This window comes from Bacillus cereus group sp. BfR-BA-01453 (assembly GCF_022662915.1).
GTDB lineage: Bacteria > Bacillota > Bacilli > Bacillales > Bacillaceae_G > Bacillus_A > Bacillus_A paranthracis.
The window spans coordinates 1-20,235 of sequence record NZ_JAKUEN010000002.1; the positions used below are offsets into that span (position 1 = coordinate 1).

The window sequence follows — 20,235 nt, forward strand, 5'->3', positions numbered from 1 at the left end:
ATTAGGGAGGAACAACTTCGATACATATACTATAAAATGTGGATGTGACGCCCATGTGAACATAGAGTGAAAGAGAGAGGGAGTTTTAAATAGAAGATAGAAAGACAAAAATAAGACCATCACACAGGATGGCCAAAGGAAGGGACAATTTATGTCAATTTAATTAGGGATGGAAGTTGTTCAAGACACTGGGGAATGTCTTATAGATTAGGGAGGAACAACTTCGATACATATACTATAAAAGATAGATGTGACCCCCATGTGAACATAGAGTGAAAGAGAGAGGGAGTTTTAAATAGAAGATAGAAAGACAAAAAAATAAGACCATCACACAGGATGGCCAAAGGAAGGGGACAATTTATGTCAATTTAATTAGGGATGGAAAGCTGTTCAAGACACTGGGGAATGTCTTATAAATTAGGGAGGAACAGCTCCGATACATATACTATAAAAGATAGATGTGACCCCTATGTGAACATAGAGTGAAAGATATGAGGATTTAAGCAATGATACATATAAAATGATTGTTGTGAGAGTTATAGAGTAAGGATACTTATAATAGAAAGAGTCTTTTCATAAATGAAGTGAAGTTCGAGTATAAATAAAAGTTGAAAACTATGAAAAAAAGGATTATGCTCAACTATATTATAAGAATATAAGGTTTATCCTGCTATTTAAGGTTTTTTATAAGCCTTTAGTTATGAGGGGGAAAAGGGAGCTAGTGAATATGGAAGTAACAAAAAGACAAAGGCTGTATAATCGTTTTATACGATTAAATCCACCACAAATATTAGCATTAGGTTTTTTCTGCTTAATTGTGGTTGGCGGTTTGTTATTAAAGTTACCATTCGCAACGAAAGTACATATTAGTTGGGTAGATGCTTTCTTTACGGCAACGTCAGCAGCAACTGTAACGGGGTTGGGAGTAGTAGATACTGCAAGTACGTTTACGATGTTTGGCGAAATTGTAATTATGTTTTTAATTCAAACGGGCGGTTTAGGTCTTATGACAATTGCCATTTTAATTGTTTGGGTATTAGGTAAAAAAATCGGATTACGTCATCGCTTATTAATTGGAGAGGCATTTAATCAGACGAATATAGGTGGTCTTGTAAAATTAGTAAAACGTGTCTTTATATTTTCAATTTGTATTGAGTTGATTGGGGTTATCTTTTTATCGTTTCGCTTTATTCCAGAGTTTGGCTTTGGAAAAGGTATACACTATAGTATTTTTCACGTGATCGCATCTTATAATAATGCCGGATTTGCTCTATGGCCGGATAATTTAACGAGGTATGTAGGCGATCCGATTATTAATATTGGGATTTGCTCTTTAATCGTAATAGGTGGTCTCGGATTTACCGTACTAATTGATATATGGTATAGCCGGAGTTTTCGAAAGCTATCGCTTCATTCCAAAATCATGATTATTGGAACGGTAGCGCTAAATGTGATAGCGATGATTGTGATTTTTGTATTGGAATATAATAATGTGAAGACGTTAGGGAATTTACCGTTAAATGAAAAGTTATGGGCTTCTTTTTTCCAAGGGATTACTCCTCGTACGGCTGGATTTAATACAGTTGACTACGGTGGAATGGAAGAATCATCTATATTATTTACGATGGTTTTAATGTTTATTGGTGCAGGAAGTGTATCAACAGGTGGAGGGATTAAATTAACAACGTTTGTTATTTTAGTTACATCTGTTCTTTCTTTCTTTAGAAAGAAAGAGGAAATCGTATTATTTCAGCGCACAATTAAAATGTCGACAGTAACGAGAGCATTAGCAATTGCTGTGGCCAGTCAAATTCTCATTTTTGCAGCAGTATTTATATTAATGCTTACAGAAGACTTCAGTTTTATTCAGTTACTATTTGAAACAATTTCAGCGTTTGGAACGGTAGGATTAACGATGGGAATTACTGCAAAGTTATCAGCGTTTGGAAAATGTATGATTATGTTTGTTATGTTTTGTGGATTAATCGGACCGTTAACACTTGTATTTTCTTTAGCGCGACCAGCAAAACAAAAAATTAAATATCCGTCAGAAGATGTATTTACAGGATAAGGTATCCCGCATAAGCGAGATACCTTTTTCTTTTTAAAAGAGGGAGAACAATAAGCCGATAAGCGCTACTCGGAATAAAATTGCAATGAGTGCTGCAATTCCGCCGACAATCGCAGCGATACCACCAGTTACAGTAGCTCCGCGGTTATAAGCGTAAATACCTAGTAGTACAGAAACAAGACCGAATAATGTTGGGAAGGTGAAAAGTGATAAGATAGATAAGGCAAGAGCGATAAAGCCAGCCGTTGATCCAGCAGCGGACGATCTTACATCATCTTTATGTTCCTTCTCATCGTAATCATAATCAATGCGCTGTGGTGCAACCTCAGCTGCATATTCTTCTTTATAGTCACTATAATCACTATCTATTCTATCTCTTTTTTTATACTCATCAAATTTCTCAGTCAAAGTCATGACTCCTTTCATAACAAGGTTCAATAGTAGTATGTATCTCTTTTCCCTTTTTATCCGAGTATGTACAGGGAGTAATATCCATTTAAAAGGTGAAGATTGTTTTTTTGAAATAGGAAAAGTTAGTATGACTTCCTCTATTTTGGAAAGTATAAAAAAGAATAATGAGGAAAGGGTGCAATACATAATGGAACATCCAATTGAAAATTTAATGAAAACAGCAATGACAAATTTAAAAGAGATGGTAGATGTAAATACAATTGTTGGCAGCCCGGTTTCAACAGCTGACGGAAATGTAGTATTAACAGTATCTCAAGTGGCCTTTGGTTTTGGAGCTGGCGGAAGTGATTTTAAAGGTGATTTTATTTCCGAAAAACATAAGAACGGACAAGGGCAACATAAAGAGCACAAACAAAGTCATCCATTTGGAGGCGGGAGCGGGGCTGGGGTTTCTATTAGCCCAGTTGCTTTTTTAGTAGTTGGTTCTAACGGTGTGCAAGTATTGCACCTCAATAGTAGTACACATTTAATTGAGAAGGCTTTAAATACTGTACCAAGCACTGTAGATAAATTTGTAAATAATCGTCAAAAGTGAACTTGCATTTTTTAGGAATTATGATATATTAGAACAAGTGTGCTTTATGATGATCGGAATAAATGAACTGTAAATATATATGATGTGTGGAATAAGGGAGAGGAATTTATGATTAATATCAAAAACTTAGTAGTTGGCTTATGTATGTTAGTAAGCGGCTTTGTTGTATATGTAATAAAAGAAAAAGCTCCATTCTAAAACAGACAAACCGTTACTGTCTGTTTTAAATTTGTAAAAAATGTTGACAAGTTATCGTATTGATGTTAAAATTTTAATTCGTGTCTCGGTTACAGCTAGTGTAAAGTAAATAAATCTTATAAATATAATACGAAAAGTTTGCGAAAGATCGGGTAATCTTACCAACAACTTTTGTGAACAAACCCTATAAATTATAATTATAGGCTTTATAGGTATACTAGTGAATCAAGGAGCGGTCAGTGGAACCGTAATGATGAGAGAGAGGTAGGGCTTTCATCCAGTATATGTTACTTTCCCGTTAGGTGAATATAAAAAAGAGGACTCCTTTTCAAAAGGGGTCCTCTTTCATTTTTTAAGTGCGACTTTCAACTTGTTGACAAATTTCATCCGTTGTTAAACCATGAGCTGTAATTACTGAACCCTTAATTGATGCATCTGCGATACCCATCATATTAGAATCTTGCCCAGTTACAACGCAACAGTCGCATCCTTGTGCATCCTGTTCGGAGTTAAGGGGAACGACTTCATGTCCTTGTTGCTTAAGAGCTTGCTGAACATCTGTTAGCGAGTTTTCAACACCGATTCTAGCCATAATTCTCACCTCCTACCATCTAGTTGCTAGTATGCTCAAGTACATCGCATATATTTATGAAAGATGGTAGGATACATTTAGCCGACTTTAATGGGCAGTAAGACCCCCACCTCAAAATGCAGCGAAAGCAAAGAAGTTAGGTGGGGGATGAAGAAAACCCCCACTGATTAAAATTTCACTTTATTTGTTTAGTCGTTATATACACCAGTAAGCATTTGGCTTACGAATTGATCGTTTAAAGTATCTTGGGCGGAAGAAGTATTTGAATGGATGTCGATGGAAGCAATAAAATTGTTATGTTTTTTATTATTTGGTTCTACCTTTACATAATTATCGAATTTACAAAAACCTTTCGTATCCATTAGATCAAATAGTTGAAGCATTTCTACTACCTCTTGTCTCGTTCCTTTAATTTGTACACACGCCATATTGATTTCCTCCTTCATTTTGACAAATTGTTTTTTTAAAATAGGATTATGATTCCGAAATGGAAAATATGAATGTTATTTTTAGACAGCGTTATTTTTACTATTTCCCCCCTTTTTCAGCAAAAGTCGTTGTATATTCCCGAATTTATAAAAACGGACGTCCGTTTATTGAATACAATAGATTCGTATCAATTGACGAAAATCCTTCTTTTAAGCAAATATTTTTTTAATGGAAATTGACGAAAAAATTTTTTTGACTTTTTGTAAACGTTAACAATGTTGTTAAATCAATATAATTAAAGATGTACGTACGAATAAAAATTATAAATTTTCTAAAAATTCACTTGATTTATTTAGAAAGGAGAGTAAACTAGGAAACAATAAAAAATTCATAGAACATAGGAGGCGCTTTCCAGTGAACGAGCAATGGATTTTCTTAAATGGAGAATTTGTTCCAAAAGACGAGGCAAAAGTATCAGTATATGATCATGGTTATTTATATGGAGATGGAGTATTTGAAGGAATTAGAGTCTATAGCGGTAATGTTTTCCGTTTGAGAGAGCATCTTGTCCGGTTATATGAATCAGCAAAATCCATCATGTTAGAAATTCCATATTCTTTAGATGAAGTAACGAATATTGTTGTTGAGACGATTCGACAAAATAAATTATCTAATGGATACATTCGCCTAGTTGTATCGAGAGGAGCAGGAAATCTTGGGTTAGATCCTGATTCTTGTAAAAAACCGAATGTAGTAGTAATTGCAGAGCAACTATCTTTATTCCCGCAAGAATATTATGAAAAAGGGATTCCAGTTGTAACAGTTGCAACGCGCCGAAACCGTCCAGATGTATTGTCGCCTCAAGTAAAATCTTTAAATTATTTAAACAATATTTTAGTTCGCATCGAAGCGAAATTGGCTGGAGTACAAGAAGCGCTTATGTTAAATGATCAAGGATACGTAGCTGAAGGCTCAGGGGATAACGTATTTATTGTAAAAGGAAATAAATTAATTACACCACCAAGTTCTGCTGGAGCGTTAGAAGGCATTACACGAAACGCTATTTTAGAAATTGGTGAAAAACTTGGATATGACGTTAGAGAAGAGTTATTTACAAGACATGATGTATATGTAGCTGATGAAGTATTTTTAACAGGAACGGCTGCGGAAGTAATTGCTGTTACGACAGTAGATGGTAGAACGATTGGTTTAGGGCAAACGGGTCCACATACGAATCGTTTACTAGAAGAATTCCGAAAGTTAGTTATAGAAGATGGAGAGAAAATTTACGAAGAAAATAAAGTTGGATAACAACTTTTTATAACATAAGAAAGCGTTGATAGGGAGGAGTAGTTGATTGTGAAGCCTCACAGAGAGTCGGTGGTTGCTGGAAACCGATGGTTCACGTCGACGAACATCGCCCTTGAGTGCTAAGCTGAAGCATTTGTCTAGGCTTAGACGGTAGCTCCGTTATTAGCTAGACTCATTTTATGAGTCACTGAGGCAAGAGTATTCTTGCAAAGAAGGGTGGTACCGCGAAATCTTTCGTCCCTTCAGCACATAGCTGGAGTGTGGACGTAGGATTTTTTTTATTGATAAAAGTTTTGAAAAGGGGGCTTATAAGAACAATGTCTTCAAAAACGGAAGAGAAACTGGCAACTGGTGCACAGCTATTGTTAGAAGCGCTAGAAAAGGAAGGAGTAGAAGTGATTTTTGGTTATCCTGGTGGTGCTGTTTTACCTCTTTATGATGCACTCTATGACTGTGAAATTCCGCATATTTTAACGAGACATGAACAAGGTGCTATTCATGCTGCTGAAGGATATGCCAGAATTACTGGCAATCCAGGGGTTGTCATTGCAACGAGTGGACCGGGTGCTACAAATGTGATTACTGGTCTAGCAGATGCGATGATTGATTCGTTACCACTTGTTGTATTCACAGGGCAAGTAGCGACAACGTTAATTGGAAGTGATGCTTTCCAAGAAGCCGATATTATGGGGCTTACGATGCCGGTGACAAAACATAATTATCAAGTGCGAAAGGCTTCAGATTTACCTCGAATTATTAAAGAAGCATTTCATATTGCTAGAACAGGAAGACCAGGGCCAGTCGTTATTGACCTTCCGAAAGATATGGTAGTAGAGCAAGGCGAACGATGTAGTGATGCGCAAATGGATTTACCAGGATACAACCCGAATTATGAACCGAATCTACTTCAAATAAACAAATTATTACAAGCAATTATGGTTGCAAACAAGCCATTAATTTTAGCTGGAGCAGGTGTATTGCATGCGAAAGCTTCGAAAGAATTAACAAGTTTTGCTCGTAAATACGAAATTCCTGTTGTGCATACATTACTTGGTCTTGGTGGCTTTCCGCCAGATGAAGAGCTTTTTCTAGGGATGGGAGGAATGCATGGTTCTTACACAGCTAATATGGCGTTATATGAATGCGACTTACTCATTAATATAGGTGCGAGATTCGATGATCGTCTTACTGGAAATTTAGCTTATTTTGCTAAGGAGGCGACTGTCGCGCATATTGATATTGATCCAGCAGAAATCGGAAAAAATGTGCCGACTGAAATTCCTATTGTTGCAAGTGCTAAGCAAGCGCTCCAAGTATTACTTCAACCAGAAGGAAGGAAAGAAAATCATCATGAGTGGATCTCTTTATTAAAGCATAGAAAAGAAAAGTATCCATTCTCCTATAAACGAAATTCTGAAAGTATTAAACCTCAATATGCAATTGATATGCTATATGAAATTACGAAAGGAGAAGCGATTGTAACGACAGATGTGGGGCAACATCAAATGTGGGCAGCCCAATATTATCCGCTGAAAAATCCAGATAAATGGGTAACTTCAGGAGGATTAGGAACGATGGGATTCGGATTTCCTGCAGCAATTGGTGCACAAATTGCAAAGCCTGAAGAACTAGTTATTGCAATTGTTGGTGACGCTGGATTTCAAATGACACTGCAAGAATTAAGTGTGTTAAAAGAACACTCTTTACCTGTTAAAGTATTTATTTTAAATAATGAAGCTTTAGGAATGGTAAGACAATGGCAAGATGAATTTTATAACAAAAGATATTCGCACTCTTTACTATCGTGTCAACCAGATTTCGTTGCTCTTGCGAATGCGTATGGCATAAAAGGAGTTCGCATAGATGATCCACTTCTTGCGAAGAAACAATTGCAGCATGCAATTGAATTACAAGAACCAGTCGTAATTGATTGCCGTGTACTTCAATCAGAAAAGGTAATGCCAATGGTTGCGCCCGGGAAAGGTGTTCACCAAATGGAGGGAGTGGAAAAAAGGTGAAGAGAATTGTTACAGCAACAGTTCGAAATCAAAGTGGTGTGTTAAACCGAATTACAGGTGTTATGACACGAAGACATTTTAATATTGAAAGTATTTCAGTAGGTCATACGGAATCATCGGACATATCGCGGATGACGATTGTTGTACACGTTGAAAATGAACAGCAAGTAGAGCAGTTAATTAAACAACTTCATAAGCAAATTGATGTTTTGAAAGTATCAGATATTACAGAAGAAGCGATGATTGCAAGAGAACTCGCACTTATTAAAGTAGCAACATCAGTAGCAAGAGCAGAATTATACAGTTTAATTGAACCGTTTCGAGCCGCTGTAATAGATGTTGGGAAGGATTCCATAGTTGTGCAAGTAACAGGTACACAGGAGAAAGTAGAAGCATTAATTGAATTACTTCGTCCATACGGTTTGAAAGAAATTGCAAGAACAGGTGTAACAGCTTTTACGCGTAGTATGAAAAAACAAGATAAGCAAGTTATGTTAATTCAATAATCATTTAAATATAGGGGGAAATGAAAATGGCAAAAGTTTATTATGAAAAAGATGTAACGGTAAATGTATTAAAGGAAAAGAAAGTAGCAATCATTGGATATGGCTCGCAAGGTCATGCGCATGCGCAAAATTTACGTGATAACGGATTTGATGTAGTAGTAGGTTTAAGAAAAGGGAAGTCTTGGGATAAAGCGAAAGAAGATGGATTTTCTGTATATACAGTAGCAGAAGCAGCAAAGCAGGCTGATGTAGTAATGATTTTACTGCCAGATGAACTGCAACCAGAAGTATATGAAGCGGAAATTGCGCCAAATTTACAGGCAGGAAATTCTCTCGTTTTTGCACACGGATTTAATGTTCACTTTGATCAAGTGAAACCACCAGCGAATGTAGATGTATTTTTAGTAGCACCAAAAGGGCCGGGACATTTAGTTCGTCGTACGTTTGCTGAAGGAGGAGCTGTTCCTGCATTATTTGCAGTATACCAAGATGCAACAGGAGTTGCGACTGAAAAGGCACTTTCTTATGCCGATGGAATTGGAGCGACGAGAGCTGGTGTATTAGAAACGACATTTAAAGAAGAAACAGAAACAGACTTATTTGGAGAGCAAGCTGTACTTTGCGGCGGAGTAACTGCGCTAGTAAAAGCTGGATTTGAAACGTTAGTTGATGCGGGATATCAGCCGGAACTTGCATATTTTGAATGTTTACATGAACTGAAACTTATTGTTGATCTTATGTATGAAGGTGGACTTGAAAATATGAGATATTCAGTTTCAGATACAGCGCAGTGGGGCGACTTCGTATCAGGGCCACGCGTTGTAACGGAAGATACGAAGAAAGCGATGGGTACAGTGCTAGCAGAAATTCAAGATGGTACATTTGCAAGAGGTTGGATTGCAGAGCATAAAGCAGGAAGACCGAATTTCCATGCGACAAATGAGAAAGAGAATGAACACGAAATCGAAGTAGTTGGACGTAAATTACGTGAAATGATGCCTTTCGTACAGCCGCGAGTAAAGGTAGGGATGAAATAATATGAAGCAGATTTTGTTCATGGATACGACGCTACGTGATGGCGAACAATCACCAGGAGTGAATTTAAATGAACAAGAGAAATTGCAAATTGCAAGGCAATTAGAAAGACTAGGGATTCATGTTATGGAAGCTGGCTTTGCAGCAGCTTCCGAAGGGGATTTTCAATCGGTAAAACGTATCGCAAATACGATTCAAAATGCTACAGTTATGAGTTTAGCTAGAGCGAAAGAAAGTGATATTCGAAGAGCATATGAAGCTGTGAAAGGTGCGGTATCTCCCCGTTTACACGTATTTTTAGCTACGAGTGATATTCATATGAAATATAAACTTTGTATGTCAAAAGAAGATGTATTAGATAGTATTTACCGCTCGGTTACACTTGGGAAGTCGTTATTTCCGACAGTACAATTTTCAGCAGAAGATGCGACAAGAACATCAAGAGATTTTTTAGCTGAGGCAGTAGAAGTTGCGATTCGTGCAGGAGCGAATGTAATTAATATTCCAGATACAGTTGGATATACGAATCCAGAAGAATATTATTCTCTTTTTAAGTACTTACAAGAATCCGTTCCTTCATATGAAAAAGCAATTTTCTCTTGTCATTGTCACGATGATCTTGGGATGGCTGTAGCAAATTCGCTAGCTGCAGTTGAAGGGGGAGCATTGCAAGTAGAGGGAACAATTAATGGAATTGGTGAAAGAGCAGGGAATGCGGCATTAGAAGAAGTCGCAGTTGCTCTTCATATTAGAAAAGATTTCTATCAAGCAGAGCCTTCTATGACGCTAAAAGAAATTAAAGCGACAAGTACATTAGTAAGCAGATTAACAGGTATGGTTGTACCGAAAAATAAAGCAATCGTGGGAGCGAATGCATTCGCTCATGAATCCGGAATTCATCAAGATGGTGTATTAAAAGAAGTGACAACGTATGAAATTATTGAACCAGAGTTAGTAGGCGAATCTCAAAACTTATTTGTACTTGGAAAACATTCTGGACGTCACGCGTTTACAGAAAAAATGAAAGAGCTTGGCTATGAATTTACAAAGGAAGAACGAGATGCAGTGTTTGAAGCGTTTAAAAAATTAGCTGATCGTAAGAAGGAAATTACGGAGGAAGATTTACGAGCACTTATGCTTGGTGAAGCAGCATTTGCGGCTCAGCAATATAATATTACGCAACTGCAAGTACATTTCGTATCAAATAGTACACAATGTGCGACAGTTGTACTAAAAGATGAGGAAGGAAATGTATTCGAAGATGCAGCTACTGGCTCTGGTAGTATTGAAGCAATTTATAATGCAATCCAAAGAATTTTAGGATTAGAATGTGAATTGGCGGATTATCGCATACAATCTATTACACAAGGTCAAGATGCACTGGCTCATGTTCATGTTGAATTAAAAGAAGGAACACATCAAGTATCAGGTTTTGGTGTTGCGCAAGACGTATTGGAAGCGTCGGCGAGAGCATATGTCCACGCAGCGGGGAAATTGAAATCTTTTATCCAGCTTGTGAAATAAGTGTTTGATAGGTGAGAGGGGCTATTCTCACCTATCAAATTAAAGTTCTGAAAATTCAGTTAAAAGGGGTGTTGAAATTGGAAAAACGTATCGTTTGTTTAGCTGGTGATGGGGTTGGACCGGAAGTTATGGAAAGTGCGAAGGAAGTATTGCATATGGTAGAAAGGTTATATGGTCATCATTTTCATTTGCAAGATGAGTACTTCGGCGGGAGTGCTATCGATTTAAATGGGCAACCATTACCACAACGAACGCTTGCCGCTTGTTTAGCAAGTGATGCGGTTTTACTAGGAGCAGTTGGTGGACCAAGGTGGGATAGTGCGAAAGAAAGACCAGAGAAAGGATTATTAGCTTTAAGAAAAGGGCTCGGTGTATTTGCGAACGTTCGCCCTGTAACGGTAGAAAGTGCAACGGCACATTTATCGCCATTAAAAAAGGCTGATGAAATTGATTTCGTTGTCGTTCGTGAATTAACAGGTGGGATTTATTTTTCTTATCCGAAAGAACGAACCGACGAAGTAGCAACGGATACACTTACGTATCATCGCCATGAAATTGAACGTATCGTTTCTTATGCTTTTCAATTAGCAAGTAAACGGAAGAAAAAAGTAACATCTATTGATAAGGCGAATGTTTTAGAATCTAGTAAACTATGGAGAACTGTAACAGAAGAAGTAGCACTTCGTTATCCAGATGTTGAACTAGAACATATTTTAGTAGATGCAGCTGCGATGGAGTTAATTCGGAATCCAGGACGGTTTGATGTAATTGTAACAGAAAATTTATTTGGGGATATTTTAAGTGACGAAGCTTCCGTATTAGCTGGATCATTAGGAATGCTTCCGTCAGCAAGTCACGCGGAAAAGGGCCCTTCGCTATACGAGCCTATTCACGGATCAGCGCCAGATATTGCCGGAAAAAATAAGGCAAATCCAATTGCGATGATGCGCTCTGTTGCCATGATGCTTGGGCAATCGTTCGGATTAACGAGAGAAGGGTGTGCAATTGAAGAAGCGATTTCAGCAGTCCTTAAATTAGGAAAATGTACAGCGGATATCGGGGGGACTGAAACGACAACTTCATTTACGAAGGCAGTAATGCAAGAAATGGAAGAGCAAGCACTAGTAGGGAGAGGAAGATAATGGGGAAAAGGTTGCTAGATAAACTTTGGGAAAGACACGTAGTTGCGACAAATGAAAATGGATTAGATTTATTATATATCGATCTGCACCTTGTTCATGAAGTAACGTCACCGCAAGCCTTTGAAGGCTTGCGGCTTACAAATCGAACGGTACGCAGACCAGATTTAACGTTCGCAACGATGGATCATAATATTCCAACGAAAGATGTTTGGAATATTACCGATCGCATTGCGAAGCAGCAACTAGATACACTTCGGGAAAATTGTAAACAATTTCAGGTGCCGTTAGCGGATATCGGAGATGAAGAACAAGGGATCGTTCATGTTATAGGGCCAGAACTTGGGCTCACGCAGCCAGGAAAAACAATTGTTTGTGGTGATAGTCATACAGCGACGCACGGTGCGTTTGGTGCGCTAGCGTTTGGTATTGGTACGAGTGAAGTGGAACATGTATTGGCAACGCAAACGCTGTGGCAAAGAAAACCGAAAGCGATGGGAATTGAACTAAAAGGAAAATTACAGAAAGGTGTTTACGCAAAAGATATTATTTTGCATCTCCTTTCAAAGTACGGTGTAGCAGTTGGAACTGGATACGTAATGGAATTTTACGGAGAGACGATTCAGGCTATGGAGATGGAAGAGAGAATGACGCTTTGTAATATGGCGATTGAAGGAGGAGCAAAAGCAGGTATTATCGCGCCAGATGAAAAAACAGTTGCTTATGTAAAAGGACGTAAATATGCACCGAGAGACTATGAAACTTTCGAGAAGAAATGGTCTGAACTTTATACAGATGCAGATGCAATTTATGATTTACATATTTCGATAGATGTTACAGATTTAGCGCCATACGTTACGTGGGGAACAAATCCGAGTATGGGAGTTCGTATTGATGAGAAATTGCCAGAAAAACATGATGTAAATGACGAAAGAGCATTTTCTTATATGGGATTAAGCCCTGGACAAAGTACGTATGACATTCCAGTTCAGCATGTCTTCATTGGATCTTGTACAAATTCCAGGCTCTCTGATTTAGAAATTGCTGCAGCTGTTGTGAAAGGGAGAAAGGTAAAAGAAGGTGTGCGAGCACTCGTTGTGCCTGGATCGAAAAGAGTAAGGGACGCGGCGATGCAAAAAGGACTACATCACATATTTGAAGAAGCAGGATTTGAATGGAGAGAACCTGGATGTTCCATGTGTCTTGGAATGAATCCAGATCAAGTACCTGAAGGAGAGCATTGCGCTTCAACTTCAAATCGTAATTTTGAAGGGAGGCAAGGAAAAGGAGCACGAACGCATTTAGTTAGCCCAGCAATGGCGGCAGCAGCTGCGTTATATGGTCATTTTGTTGATACTAGAAAGGAGAGTTATGATGGAGCCATTTCGTATTCATAAAGGTACTGCCGCAGTACTTATGAATGATAACATTGATACAGATCAAATTATTCCGAAGCAATATTTAAAGAGAATTGAAAGGACGGGGTTTGGAAAATATTTATTTGATGAGTGGCGATATGATAATGAACGAAACGAAAACCCTAATTTCCCACTTAATGCACCGGATAGAAAAGGGGCAAGTATATTAATTACAGGTGATAATTTTGGATGTGGTTCTTCAAGAGAACACGCACCTTGGGCACTTGCTGATTATGGTTTCCGCGTAATTATCGCGGGAGGGTTTGCAGATATTTTTTATATGAATTGTATGAAGAATGGTATGTTACCAATTGTAATGGATAAAGAAATGCGGGAACAACTTGCCAAAACGGATGCGAGAGAACAGATAGAAGTAGATTTAGAGAATGAAGTCATTACAACGAGTACGAACAGGTTTCATTTTACAATCGAGAAAATGTGGAAAGAGAAATTATTCAATGGTTTAGATGAAATTAGTATTACAATGCAGTATGAACAAGAAATAAAAGAGTATGAAAGAAGGGTAGCTGTATATTAAGAAATAACGTAATATTTAAAATGTATTTACATTCAGAATTATGTGTTATATACTATGTGAAAATTAGAGGAGAAAGGGAGTAAGTATTATGAAAACAATGCAATCTATTAAAATGCTTACACAACTACATCATCATACGTAAAGCCCTTGAACCTAACGTGAAAACGTGTAGGTGCAAGGGTTATTCCCGTTGTACCTACACGCTACTAAAGAGCCTTGTAGGTATATTTTATCTACAAGGCTCTTTTTATTTTCGGTTTAGGTGCATGAAATAAGCATACATTAGAAAGGGAAAGGTGTGAGAATTTAGATGACAAAATGGAAACGCGCAAACCCAAATGGAACGAGAGATTATTTATTCGAAGAATGTACGTTAATTGAAGAAGTGGAGCAAAAATTGAGGCGTACTTTTTTAGAGAGAGGTTATGAAGAAATAAGGACACCAACAATTGAATTTTATGACGTGTTCGCCTTTCAAAGCAGGCCGATAGATGAAGAAAAGATGTATAAATTTTTTGATGAAAAGGGACGGATTATCGTATTGCGTCCAGATATGACAATTCCTTTAGCGAGAGTGATCGGAACACAGAGGTGTGATACGCCACTTAAAGTAACATATAGCGGAAATGTATTTCGGGCGAATGAGTCCCTTGCTGGAAAATATAATGAGATTGTACAAAGTGGTATTGAAGTTATCGGTATTGATAATGTAAGAGCTGAAATTGAATGTGTTATAAGCGTCATTCAATCACTTCAAAAGTTGAAGGTGCAATCTTTTACAATAGAGATTGGGCAAGTACAGTTATATAAATGTATTGTCAAAAAGCTCTCCATTCATGAGGAAGAAGAGAAAGTTCTTAGAACATATATTGAAAGTAAAAATTATGCCGCTTTATCCAATTTTATTAGAGATAAGAAATTAGATCGATGTGATGAAACAGTAAAGTTACTGGAGAAATTACCCAGGTTATTTGGGAATTTAGAAGTGATTGAGGAAGCAGAAAAACTCGCCTCAAGTAATGAAATGAAAATGGCTATTACAAGAGTAAAGGAAATATATGAAGCAATTGAAAAACTAGGCTATGGATCTTACATATCCATTGATTTAGGAATGATTCAACATTTGGACTATTATACAGGTGTTATTTTCAAAGGGTATATATATGAAATTGGAGAGGAAATTGTTAGTGGAGGAAGATATGATGAGTTAATTGGAAATTTTGGAGAAATGTTACCGGCTGTTGGACTCGCGGTGCAAGTTAATCAAATTGTAAAGGCGCTGCAAGAGCAGCAAGAGCCATATGAACGAAAGAGAATAGATATTATGATTCATTACGAGTTAAATAGATTAGCAGAAGCGGAACGATTACGAAATTTACTTCAAAAGGACGGGAAAAAAGTAGCGCTATCTTTATTCTCTAATTTAAATGATACTTTTCAATTTGCTAGAAAAAATCAAATCGTAACGGTCGTTGAGGCAAAGAACGAATCATTAGTGGAACATGTATGGAAAGAGAAATGGGTCATCCAGAAAGAAGGAGAAACTTCATGCGTAACATTCAAATTGCGTTAACGAAAGGGAGATTAGAAAAACATGTGATTCCGCTCTTTGAGCAGATTGGAATTGATTGTTCAGAGCTCAAAAATAAAGGAAGAAAACTTGTCTTTCAAAGTAAAAATACGGACATCTCATTTATTTTAGTGAAAGCAGTAGATGTTGCTACTTATGTAGAACATGGAGTAGCGGATATCGGAGTCGTTGGAAAAGATATTTTAATGGAAAACGAGAAAGATATTTATGAAATGTTAGATTTAGGAGTAGGTGTGTGTAAGTTTTGTGTTGCTTCTATTCCTACTTATAATCCGAAGAGCTACCGGAAGAAACGTATTGCGACGAAATATCCACATATTACTTCTAACTATTTTCATAATAAAGGAGAGGATGTAGAAATTATTAAAATAGAAGGTTCTGTAGAAATTGCTCCTATTCTTGGATTGGCAGATGCGATTGTTGATATTGTTGAAACAGGAAAAACATTACAAGAAAATGGACTCATTGTATTTGAGGAAATGTATTCTATATCTGCTCGAATGATTGTAAATAAGGCTGCCTTAAAAACTAAAAAAGACGAAATATTCAGTATTATAAATGTGATGGAGCAAGAAATTTTGTCAGGAAAATAGGGGGACTTGTAATGGAGATAGTTTGTGAGGATTTTCAAAAGGCGTTAACGAAAATAAAACTGTTACGAGAAAACGCTAATATAATAGAAGAAACTGTTCAAAGAAGTGTCAGGGAAATCGTTCATAACGTAAGAGAGAGTAGAGATGAGGCGTTATCTTTCTATACAAAAAAGTTTGATGGTGTAGAGATTAAAGATGTTCGTGTAAGTGAAGAAGAAATAAAACAAGCGAGTATGTTTGTAGAGAGTTCATTTTTAGAAGCGTTACAAGAGGCGAAGAAAAACATTATTTCGTACCATGAAAAGCAAAAAAGACAATCGATGTTTGATTGCACGAGTAAAGGCATCATAAGGGGACAAATCATTCGGCCGTTAGAAAATATAGGGGTATATGTGCCAGGCGGAACTGCTTCGTATCCTTCGTCAGTATTAATGAATGTATTGCCAGCAAAGCTCGCTGGTGTGAAAAAGATTGTAATGGTAACACCGCCAAGAGCAGTAGGAATTGATCCGCATATTTTAGTTGCTGCAAGCCTTGCAGGAGTAGATGAAATTTATACGATAGGTGGTGCGCAAGCAATTGCTGCTTTAGCATACGGGACGGAATCGATTCCGAAAGTGGATAAAATAGTTGGACCAGGAAATTTGTACGTCGCTTTAGCGAAACGAGAAGTATATGGAATAGTAAATATCGATATGATTGCTGGACCGTCAGAAATTGTAGTTATTGCAGATGAAACTGGCAATGCAAAATATATTGCTGCTGATTTATTATCACAAGCAGAACATGACGAGAGAGCGACAGCAATTTGTATTACAACAAATATAGATTTAGCAAAAGAAGTAGAAAAAGAGATAGAAAGGCAGTTAGAAACATTACCAAGAAGCGAAATTGCACGTGAATCAATAAAGAGAAATGGAGCCATTTTTATCGTTCCTTCTTTAGATGAGGCGCTACAGTTATCGAATGAAATTGCCCCGGAACATTTAGAGTTACATATAAAAGAACCGATGAATGCTCTAGCTTATGTGAAACATGCAGGATCTATCTTTCTTGGACCATATGCACCAGAACCGCTCGGTGATTATTTAGCGGGACCGAATCACGTATTACCGACAAGTGGAACGGCAAGGTTTTTCTCGCCGTTATCAGTCGATGATTTTGTGAAAAAATCAAGTTTTCTATCTTATACGGAGGAAGCATTAAGAGATGTAAAACATCATATTGTAGAACTTGCCAATAAAGAAGGGCTACATGCGCATGCGAGAGCAATTCAAATAAGATTTGAGGAGGAAGAATAATGCGTGAGTCTAGTCAAATACGTGAGACGACAGAGACAAAAATAAAATTAAGTTTACAGCTTGATGATGGGAAGAACGTTTCTGTACAAACGGGAGTTGGTTTTTTTGATCATATGCTAACTTTATTTGCAAGGCATGGAAGATTCGGTTTGCAAGTGGAGGTAGAAGGGGATGTATTCGTTGATGCACATCATACAGTTGAGGATGTTGGGATTGTACTCGGAAATTGTTTGAAAGAAGCATTGCACAGTAAAGAGGGGATTAACAGGTACGGCTCAGCATATGTACCGATGGATGAGTCTTTAGGCTTTGTTGCAATTGATATAAGTGGACGCTCATATATTGTATTTCAAGGAGAATTAACGAATCCGAAGCTTGGGGATTTTGATACAGAACTAACGGAAGAATTTTTTAGAGCAGTTGCTCATGCTGCCAATATTACATTACATGCTCGTATTTTATACGGAAGCAATACACATCACAAAATTGAAGCGTTATTTAAAGCGTTTGGTAGAGCGCTTAGAGAAGCAGTTGAAAGAAATGCCAATATTACTGGTGTAAATTCAACGAAAGGGATGTTGTAATTGATTGCCATTATAGATTATGGAATGGGAAACATTCGTAGTGTAGAACAAGCATTAAAGTATATTGGAGCAGCGTATATCGTAACGAGTGATAAAGAAGAGATTTTTAGAAGTGATGGAGTGATTTTACCAGGAGTAGGTGCATTTCCAAAAGCGATGGATGTATTGGAAGAAAAAGATTTAGTACGTGTGTTACAAGAAATTGGGCGTTCCAGAAAACCACTTCTAGGTATTTGTCTAGGAATGCAGCTTTTATTTGAAAAAAGTGAGGAACTACAAGACTGTAACGGGTTAAGTTTATTGCCAGGCGTTATTCGAAAGTTAAAGGTTCCTTATAAAATTCCTCATATGGGATGGAATGAGTTAAAGAAAGAAGGAGAAATAGCGCTTTGGAATGGAGTAGAGGACGGTTCTTTCGTATATTATGTCCACTCTTATTACGCAGATTGTCCAAATGAAATTGTATATGGAATAAGTGAATATGGAGTGAAAGTACCTGGTTTTGTAGCAAAAGGAAATATATATGGTGCACAGTTTCATCCTGAAAAAAGTGGTGACATAGGAATGCAAATGTTGAAAAATTTTAAAGGAGTGGTAGAATCATGGAAATCTTCCCAGCTATCGATTTAAAAGAGGGCCGCTGCGTTAGACTTTATCAAGGAGAGTTTAGTAAAGAAACAGTAATGAATGAAGACCCGATTGCGCAAGCGATTATATTTGAAAAGTTTGGAGCAAAAAGGTTGCACATTGTTGATTTAGATGGTGCAGTTGCTGGCGAGTCGTTAAACTTGTCCGTCATTGAACGAATTTGTAAGGAGGTACGTATTCCAGTGCAAGTTGGCGGAGGAATTCGATCACTTGTAGCCGTAGAGAAATTATTTTCAGTAGGGGTAGATAAAGTGATTTTAGGAACAGCTGCTCTTTATGATAAGCCATTTTTAGAAGAAGCAGTTTTTCTATATAAAGAAAAAATCATCGTCGGAATTGATGCGAAAAATGGTTTCGTAGCAACGAGAGGCTGGCTTGATATGTCTGAAATTTCTTACATTGATTTAGCAAAACAAATGGAGAATGTAGGTGTTCAAACGATTGTATTTACAGACATTTCGAAAGACGGGACACTTGCAGGACCGAATATAGAACAATTGGAGTTACTACAAAAAAGCGTTTCTACTCGACTTATTGCTTCTGGAGGAATTGCATCTATTCAAGATGTGAAAAAGTTAAATGATATGAACATATACGGTGTCATAATTGGTAAGGCTCTTTACGAGAAAACGATTGATTTAGAAGAAGTGCTAGAGGTAACAAAGTTATGTTAGCAAAACGCGTTATTCCATGTCTAGATGTGAAAGAAGGGCGAGTCGTAAAGGGTGTAAATTTTATAGGACTACAAGATGTCGGGGATCCTGTTGAAATAGCAGCTTTATATAATGATGCGGGAGCAGATGAAATAGTATTTTTAGATATTACGGCAACGCATGAAGGACGAAAAACGATTATAGATGTTGTAGAAAAAACGGCTTCAAAAGTATTTATTCCTCTTACAGTTGGAGGAGGGATTTCAAGTGTGAAAGATATGTACAATTTACTAAGAGCTGGAGCAGATAAAGTTTCAATTAACTCAGCAGCAGTGCGAAATCCAAAATTAATCGAAGAAGGGGCAGAGCATTTTGGCTCACAATGTATTGTTATAGCAATTGATGCTAGAAAAGTAGCGGAGGATAAGTGGAATGTATATGTGAACGGCGGAAGAGTTGATACAGGAATGGATGCAATCAGGTGGGCAAAGCGTGTTACAGAGCTAGGCGCAGGCGAAATTTTATTAACGAGTATGGATGCAGACGGAACGAAAAACGGATATGACCTTCGTTTAACAGAAGAAATTTCAAAAAGTGTTTCCGTACCTGTCATCGCGTCAGGTGGATGCGGTCATGCTGATCACATTATAGAAGTGTTTCAAAAGACAACAGTTGATGCAGCATTAGCGGCATCAATCTTTCATTACGGTGAGGCGACAATAGGGGACGTAAAGAGAAAGTTAAGAAATGCAAATGTTGAGGTGCGGCTATGAAACCTAACTTTTCAAAAGGACTATTACCAGCAGTTGTAATTGAAGAAGATACAAAAGAAGTTTTAATGCTAGCTTATATGAATGAAGAGGCATATGAAAAAACAATAGAAACGAAAAGAACATGGTTTTATTCTCGTTCAAGAAGGTCGTTATGGAATAAAGGAGAAACATCAGGTAATGTCCAAAATGTGCAATCTCTTTATTTAGATTGTGATCAAGATTCAATCGTTGTTGTCGTAAAGCAAGTAGGACCTGCATGTCATACGGGAGAAAAAACATGTTTTCATTACAAAATTATATAGGGGGA

Annotated in this window: 22 protein-coding genes and 1 other annotated feature; of the genes, 19 read left to right on the top strand and 3 right to left on the bottom strand. The window is 37.4% G+C overall.

Going from position 1 to position 20,235, the window contains the following annotated elements:
* The first annotated feature begins 727 nt into the window (after nt 1-727).
* On the top strand, nt 728-2,071 hold the full coding sequence (locus MR070_RS04725) for a TrkH family potassium uptake protein (protein ID WP_000454132.1): 1,344 nt from the start codon (nt 728-730) through the stop codon (nt 2,069-2,071).
* 33 nt (nt 2,072-2,104) lie between these two features.
* On the opposite strand, the gene MR070_RS04730 is transcribed toward MR070_RS04725, so the two are convergent.
* Nucleotides 2,105-2,497 carry an imidazole glycerol phosphate synthase gene (locus MR070_RS04730; RefSeq protein ID WP_001997037.1) on the bottom strand — a complete coding sequence of 131 codons (393 nt, stop codon included), beginning with the start codon at nt 2,495-2,497 and terminating at the stop codon, nt 2,105-2,107.
* A 112-nt stretch (nt 2,498-2,609) separates the two neighbouring features.
* Here MR070_RS04730 and ytfJ point away from each other — a divergent pair, with 112 nt between their 5' ends.
* Nucleotides 2,610-3,077, top strand: a complete 468-nt coding sequence (ytfJ, locus tag MR070_RS04735) for a GerW family sporulation protein (protein ID WP_002071000.1) — start codon at nt 2,610-2,612, stop codon at nt 3,075-3,077.
* 108 nt (nt 3,078-3,185) lie between these two features.
* Complete coding sequence (locus MR070_RS04740; protein WP_000608225.1) at nt 3,186-3,275, top strand: hypothetical protein; 90 nt, start codon at nt 3,186-3,188, stop codon at nt 3,273-3,275.
* Nucleotides 3,276-3,627: 352 nt separating this feature from the next.
* Here MR070_RS04740 and MR070_RS04745 read toward each other — a convergent pair whose 3' ends face one another.
* Nucleotides 3,628-3,867 (bottom strand): YkuS family protein, encoded by a 240-nt coding sequence (locus MR070_RS04745; RefSeq protein WP_000101003.1) that lies wholly within the window; start codon nt 3,865-3,867, stop codon nt 3,628-3,630.
* 188 nt (nt 3,868-4,055) lie between these two features.
* Nucleotides 4,056-4,295 (bottom strand): DUF3911 family protein, encoded by a 240-nt coding sequence (locus MR070_RS04750; protein ID WP_242260666.1) that lies wholly within the window; start codon nt 4,293-4,295, stop codon nt 4,056-4,058.
* A gap of 415 nt (nt 4,296-4,710) precedes the next feature.
* Here MR070_RS04750 and ilvE point away from each other — a divergent pair, with 415 nt between their 5' ends.
* The 16 genes from ilvE to hisI all read left to right on the top strand — a co-directional run bounded on the left by ilvE (nt 4,711) and on the right by hisI (nt 20,230).
* Nucleotides 4,711-5,607 (top strand): branched-chain-amino-acid transaminase, encoded by an 897-nt coding sequence (gene ilvE / locus MR070_RS04755; protein WP_001005497.1) that lies wholly within the window; start codon nt 4,711-4,713, stop codon nt 5,605-5,607.
* A 16-nt stretch (nt 5,608-5,623) separates the two neighbouring features.
* Nucleotides 5,624-5,852: a binding site (T-box leader), on the top strand.
* A 72-nt stretch (nt 5,853-5,924) separates the two neighbouring features.
* Nucleotides 5,925-7,625 (top strand): acetolactate synthase large subunit, encoded by a 1,701-nt coding sequence (gene ilvB, locus MR070_RS04760; RefSeq protein WP_242260669.1) that lies wholly within the window; start codon nt 5,925-5,927, stop codon nt 7,623-7,625.
* Nucleotides 7,622-8,131, top strand: coding sequence for an acetolactate synthase small subunit (gene ilvN, locus MR070_RS04765; RefSeq protein ID WP_000822948.1), 510 nt, complete (start codon nt 7,622-7,624; stop codon nt 8,129-8,131). Before ilvB ends, ilvN begins: the two co-directional genes overlap by 4 nt.
* Before the next feature lie 26 nt (nt 8,132-8,157).
* Nucleotides 8,158-9,168 carry a ketol-acid reductoisomerase gene (gene ilvC, locus MR070_RS04770; RefSeq protein ID WP_001151733.1) on the top strand — a complete coding sequence of 337 codons (1,011 nt, stop codon included), beginning with the start codon at nt 8,158-8,160 and terminating at the stop codon, nt 9,166-9,168.
* A 1-nt stretch (nt 9,169) separates the two neighbouring features.
* The gene (gene leuA, locus MR070_RS04775) at nt 9,170-10,690 is read left to right on the top strand and encodes a 2-isopropylmalate synthase (RefSeq protein ID WP_242260670.1); all 1,521 of its coding nucleotides are present in this window, start codon (nt 9,170-9,172) and stop codon (nt 10,688-10,690) included.
* Between the two features lie 77 nt (nt 10,691-10,767).
* On the top strand, nt 10,768-11,832 hold the full coding sequence (gene leuB, locus MR070_RS04780) for a 3-isopropylmalate dehydrogenase (RefSeq protein ID WP_000415369.1): 1,065 nt from the start codon (nt 10,768-10,770) through the stop codon (nt 11,830-11,832).
* Complete coding sequence (gene leuC, locus MR070_RS04785; protein WP_242260672.1) at nt 11,832-13,226, top strand: 3-isopropylmalate dehydratase large subunit; 1,395 nt, start codon at nt 11,832-11,834, stop codon at nt 13,224-13,226. Before leuB ends, leuC begins: the two co-directional genes overlap by 1 nt.
* Complete coding sequence (leuD, locus tag MR070_RS04790; protein WP_242260674.1) at nt 13,204-13,785, top strand: 3-isopropylmalate dehydratase small subunit; 582 nt, start codon at nt 13,204-13,206, stop codon at nt 13,783-13,785. The genes leuC and leuD overlap by 23 nt, the downstream gene beginning before the upstream one ends.
* A gap of 310 nt (nt 13,786-14,095) precedes the next feature.
* Nucleotides 14,096-15,358 (top strand): ATP phosphoribosyltransferase regulatory subunit, encoded by a 1,263-nt coding sequence (gene hisZ, locus MR070_RS04795; protein ID WP_242260675.1) that lies wholly within the window; start codon nt 14,096-14,098, stop codon nt 15,356-15,358.
* On the top strand, nt 15,334-15,969 hold the full coding sequence (gene hisG / locus MR070_RS04800) for an ATP phosphoribosyltransferase (RefSeq protein ID WP_001244480.1): 636 nt from the start codon (nt 15,334-15,336) through the stop codon (nt 15,967-15,969). The genes hisZ and hisG overlap by 25 nt, the downstream gene beginning before the upstream one ends.
* A gap of 11 nt (nt 15,970-15,980) precedes the next feature.
* Entirely contained in the window at nt 15,981-17,270 is a 1,290-nt protein-coding gene (gene hisD, locus MR070_RS04805) for a histidinol dehydrogenase (protein ID WP_242260677.1), read from the top strand.
* The gene (gene hisB / locus MR070_RS04810) at nt 17,270-17,854 is read left to right on the top strand and encodes an imidazoleglycerol-phosphate dehydratase HisB (protein WP_070805582.1); all 585 of its coding nucleotides are present in this window, start codon (nt 17,270-17,272) and stop codon (nt 17,852-17,854) included. The genes hisD and hisB overlap by 1 nt, the downstream gene beginning before the upstream one ends.
* On the top strand, nt 17,855-18,484 hold the full coding sequence (hisH, locus tag MR070_RS04815) for an imidazole glycerol phosphate synthase subunit HisH (RefSeq protein ID WP_070805583.1): 630 nt from the start codon (nt 17,855-17,857) through the stop codon (nt 18,482-18,484).
* Complete coding sequence (gene hisA / locus MR070_RS04820) at nt 18,457-19,176, top strand: 1-(5-phosphoribosyl)-5-[(5-phosphoribosylamino)methylideneamino]imidazole-4-carboxamide isomerase (RefSeq protein ID WP_242260679.1); 720 nt, start codon at nt 18,457-18,459, stop codon at nt 19,174-19,176. Before hisH ends, hisA begins: the two co-directional genes overlap by 28 nt.
* Complete coding sequence (hisF, locus tag MR070_RS04825; RefSeq protein WP_044793715.1) at nt 19,170-19,928, top strand: imidazoleglycerol phosphate synthase cyclase subunit; 759 nt, start codon at nt 19,170-19,172, stop codon at nt 19,926-19,928. Before hisA ends, hisF begins: the two co-directional genes overlap by 7 nt.
* A complete protein-coding gene (gene hisI / locus MR070_RS04830) occupies nt 19,925-20,230 on the top strand; it encodes a phosphoribosyl-AMP cyclohydrolase (RefSeq protein WP_044793714.1) in 306 nt (101 codons plus the stop codon). The genes hisF and hisI overlap by 4 nt, the downstream gene beginning before the upstream one ends.
* Nucleotides 20,231-20,235: the final 5 nt, after the last annotated feature.